Here is a 4,907-nt window from a genome sequence, read left to right on the forward strand (position 1 = left end):
GGGAGCTTGCTCCCTGATTCAGCGGCGGACGGGTGAGTAATGCCTAGGAATCTGCCTATTAGTGGGGGACAACGTTTCGAAAGGGACGCTAATACCGCATACGTCCTACGGGAGAAAGCAGGGGACCTTCGGGCCTTGCGCTAATAGATGAGCCTAGGTCGGATTAGCTAGTTGGTGAGGTAATGGCTCACCAAGGCGACGATCCGTAACTGGTCTGAGAGGATGATCAGTCACACTGGAACTGAGACACGGTCCAGACTCCTACGGGAGGCAGCAGTGGGGAATATTGGACAATGGGCGAAAGCCTGATCCAGCCATGCCGCGTGTGTGAAGAAGGTCTTCGGATTGTAAAGCACTTTAAGTTGGGAGGAAGGGCAGTAAGCGAATACCTTGCTGTTTTGACGTTACCGACAGAATAAGCACCGGCTAACTCTGTGCCAGCAGCCGCGGTAATACAGAGGGTGCAAGCGTTAATCGGAATTACTGGGCGTAAAGCGCGCGTAGGTGGTTTGTTAAGTTGGATGTGAAAGCCCCGGGCTCAACCTGGGAACTGCATCCAAAACTGGCAAGCTAGAGTACGGTAGAGGGTGGTGGAATTTCCTGTGTAGCGGTGAAATGCGTAGATATAGGAAGGAACACCAGTGGCGAAGGCGACCACCTGGACTGATACTGACACTGAGGTGCGAAAGCGTGGGGAGCAAACAGGATTAGATACCCTGGTAGTCCACGCCGTAAACGATGTCAACTAGCCGTTGGGTTCCTTGAGAACTTAGTGGCGCAGCTAACGCATTAAGTTGACCGCCTGGGGAGTACGGCCGCAAGGTTAAAACTCAAATGAATTGACGGGGGCCCGCACAAGCGGTGGAGCATGTGGTTTAATTCGAAGCAACGCGAAGAACCTTACCTGGCCTTGACATGCTGAGAACTTTCCAGAGATGGATTGGTGCCTTCGGGAACTCAGACACAGGTGCTGCATGGCTGTCGTCAGCTCGTGTCGTGAGATGTTGGGTTAAGTCCCGTAACGAGCGCAACCCTTGTCCTTAGTTACCAGCACGTCGTGGTGGGGACTCTAAGGAGACTGCCGGTGACAAACCGGAGGAAGGTGGGGATGACGTCAAGTCATCATGGCCCTTACGGCCAGGGCTACACACGTGCTACAATGGTCGGTACAAAGGGTTGCCAAGCCGCGAGGTGGAGCTAATCCCATAAAACCGATCGTAGTCCGGATCGCAGTCTGCAACTCGACTGCGTGAAGTCGGAATCGCTAGTAATCGTGAATCAGAATGTCACGGTGAATACGTTCCCGGGCCTTGTACACACCGCCCGTCACACCATGGGAGTGGGTTGCACCAGAAGTAGCTAGTCTAACCTTCGGGAGGACGGTTACCACGGTGTGATTCATGACTGGGGTGAAGTCGTAACAAGGTAGCCGTAGGGGAACCTGCGGCTGGATCACCTCCTTAATCGAAGATCCCAGCTTATTCATAAGCACCCACACGAATTGCTTGATTCATTGCGAAAGACGATTGGGTCTGTAGCTCAGTTGGTTAGAGCGCACCCCTGATAAGGGTGAGGTCGGCAGTTCGAATCTGCCCAGACCCACCAATTGTTGAGGGTGCAGGCCTTGGAAGTATTTGGGGCCATAGCTCAGCTGGGAGAGCGCCTGCCTTGCACGCAGGAGGTCAGCGGTTCGATCCCGCTTGGCTCCACCACTTACGGCCTCGAGATTGTTGAGTATTAGAGTTCAGAAATGAGCATTCCTGCTGTTGGCAGATGAGTGTTGATTTCTGGTCTTTGACCAGTAGGAAAATCGTTCTTTAAAAATTTGGGTATGTGATAGAAGTGACTGATTGGCTGCTTTCACTGGCAGTTGATCTGGTCAAGGTAAAATTTGCGTTGTTCTCAAGTGCAAATTTTCGGCGAATGTCGTCTTCACGTTATAGACAGTAACCAGATTGCTTGGGGTTATATGGTCAAGTGAAGAAGCGCATACGGTGGATGCCTTGGCAGTCAGAGGCGATGAAAGACGTTGTAGCCTGCGATAAGCTCTGGGGAGTCGGCAAACAGACTGTGATCCAGAGATTTCTGAATGGGGGAACCCACCTAGCATAAGCTGGGTATCTTGCACTGAATACATAGGTGCATGAGGCGAACCAGGGGAACTGAAACATCTAAGTACCCTGAGGAAAAGAAATCAACCGAGATTCCCTTAGTAGTGGCGAGCGAACGGGGACTAGCCCTTAAGTTGATTAGAGAATAGTGGAAGGCTCTGGAAAGTGCCGCCGTAGTGGGTGATAGCCCCGTACACGAAATTCTCTTTTCAATGAAATCGAGTAGGACGGAGCACGAGAAACTTTGTCTGAATATGGGGGGACCATCCTCCAAGGCTAAATACTACTGACTGACCGATAGTGAACTAGTACCGTGAGGGAAAGGCGAAAAGAACCCCGGAGAGGGGAGTGAAATAGATCCTGAAACCGTATGCGTACAAGCAGTGGGAGCAGACTTGTTCTGTGACTGCGTACCTTTTGTATAATGGGTCAGCGACTTATATTCAGTGGCGAGCTTAACCGAATAGGGGAGGCGTAGCGAAAGCGAGTCTTAATAGGGCGTTTAGTCGCTGGGTATAGACCCGAAACCGGGCGATCTATCCATGGGCAGGTTGAAGGTTGGGTAACACTAACTGGAGGACCGAACCGACTACCGTTGAAAAGTTAGCGGATGACCTGTGGATCGGAGTGAAAGGCTAATCAAGCTCGGAGATAGCTGGTTCTCCTCGAAAGCTATTTAGGTAGCGCCTCGTGTATCACTGCTGGGGGTAGAGCACTGTTTCGGCTAGGGGGTCATCCCGACTTACCAAACCGATGCAAACTCCGAATACCAGCAAGTGTCAGCACGGGAGACACACGGCGGGTGCTAACGTCCGTCGTGAAAAGGGAAACAACCCAGACCGTCAGCTAAGGTCCCAAAGTTATGGTTAAGTGGGAAACGATGTGGGAAGGCTTAGACAGCTAGGAGGTTGGCTTAGAAGCAGCCACCCTTTAAAGAAAGCGTAATAGCTCACTAGTCGAGTCGGCCTGCGCGGAAGATGTAACGGGGCTCAAACCATACACCGAAGCTACGGGTTCATCTTAGGATGAGCGGTAGAGGAGCGTTCTGTAAGCCTGTGAAGGTGAGTTGAGAAGCTTGCTGGAGGTATCAGAAGTGCGAATGCTGACATGAGTAACGACAATGCGAGTGAAAAACTCGCACGCCGAAAGACCAAGGTTTCCTGCGCAACGTTAATCGACGCAGGGTGAGTCGGCCCCTAAGGCGAGGCAGAAATGCGTAGTCGATGGGAAACGGGTTAATATTCCCGTACTTCTAATTACTGCGATGGAGGGACGGAGAAGGCTAGGCCAGCACGGCGTTGGTTGTCCGTGTTTAAGGTGGTAGGCTGGTTTCTTAGGTAAATCCGGGAGATCAAGGCCGAGAACTGATGACGAGTTGTCCTTTAGGACGATGAAGTGGTTGATGCCATGCTTCCAGGAAAAGCTTCTAAGCTTCAGGTAATTAGGAACCGTACCCCAAACCGACACAGGTGGTTAGGTAGAGAATACCAAGGCGCTTGAGAGAACTCGGGTGAAGGAACTAGGCAAAATGGCACCGTAACTTCGGGAGAAGGTGCGCCGGTGAGTGTGAAGGGTTTACCCCGTAAGCACATGCCGGTCGAAGATACCAGGCCGCTGCGACTGTTTATTAAAAACACAGCACTCTGCAAACACGAAAGTGGACGTATAGGGTGTGACGCCTGCCCGGTGCCGGAAGGTTAATTGATGGGGTTAGCTAACGCGAAGCTCTTGATCGAAGCCCCGGTAAACGGCGGCCGTAACTATAACGGTCCTAAGGTAGCGAAATTCCTTGTCGGGTAAGTTCCGACCTGCACGAATGGCGTAACGATGGCGGCGCTGTCTCCACCCGAGACTCAGTGAAATTGAAATCGCTGTGAAGATGCAGTGTATCCGCGGCTAGACGGAAAGACCCCGTGAACCTTTACTATAGCTTTGCACTGGACTTTGAGCTTGCTTGTGTAGGATAGGTGGGAGGCTTTGAAGTGGGGACGCCAGTTCTCATGGAGCCAACCTTGAAATACCACCCTGGCAACCTTGAGGTTCTAACTCTGGTCCGTTATCCGGATCGAGGACAGTGTATGGTGGGTAGTTTGACTGGGGCGGTCTCCTCCTAAAGAGTAACGGAGGAGTACGAAGGTGCGCTCAGACCGGTCGGAAATCGGTCGTAGAGTATAAAGGCAAAAGCGCGCTTGACTGCGAGACAGACACGTCGAGCAGGTACGAAAGTAGGTCTTAGTGATCCGGTGGTTCTGTATGGAAGGGCCATCGCTCAACGGATAAAAGGTACTCCGGGGATAACAGGCTGATACCGCCCAAGAGTTCATATCGACGGCGGTGTTTGGCACCTCGATGTCGGCTCATCACATCCTGGGGCTGAAGCCGGTCCCAAGGGTATGGCTGTTCGCCATTTAAAGTGGTACGCGAGCTGGGTTTAGAACGTCGTGAGACAGTTCGGTCCCTATCTGCCGTGGACGTTTGAGATTTGAGAGGGGCTGCTCCTAGTACGAGAGGACCGGAGTGGACGAACCTCTGGTGTTCCGGTTGTCACGCCAGTGGCATTGCCGGGTAGCTATGTTCGGGAAAGATAACCGCTGAAAGCATCTAAGCGGGAAACTTGCCTCAAGATGAGATCTCACTGGAACCTTGAGTTCCCTAAAGGGCCGTCGAAGACTACGACGTTGATAGGCTGGGTGTGTAAGCGTTGTGAGGCGTTGAGCTAACCAGTACTAATTGCCCGTGAGGCTTGACCATATAACACCCAAACAATTTGGCTGTTAGACGGTAGAAGTCGACAAC

At 52.1% G+C, this 4,907-nt stretch carries 2 tRNA genes and 2 rRNA genes; all 4 read left to right on the plus strand.

The features are described 5' to 3' along the window. A 16S ribosomal RNA gene (locus DNK10_RS25780) occupies window positions 1–1,463 on the plus strand; the annotation flags it as partial. A gap of 65 nt (window positions 1,464–1,528) precedes the next feature. Next, a tRNA-Ile gene (locus tag DNK10_RS25785) sits at window positions 1,529–1,605 on the plus strand. A 31-nt stretch (window positions 1,606–1,636) separates the two neighbouring features. Continuing rightward, a tRNA-Ala gene (locus tag DNK10_RS25790) sits at window positions 1,637–1,712 on the plus strand. Between the two features lie 259 nt (window positions 1,713–1,971). After that, window positions 1,972–4,862, plus strand: a 23S ribosomal RNA gene (locus tag DNK10_RS25795). Window positions 4,863–4,907: the final 45 nt, after the last annotated feature.

It is taken from the genome of Phytopseudomonas daroniae (assembly GCF_004327275.1).
Classification (GTDB): domain Bacteria; phylum Pseudomonadota; class Gammaproteobacteria; order Pseudomonadales; family Pseudomonadaceae; genus Aquipseudomonas; species Aquipseudomonas daroniae.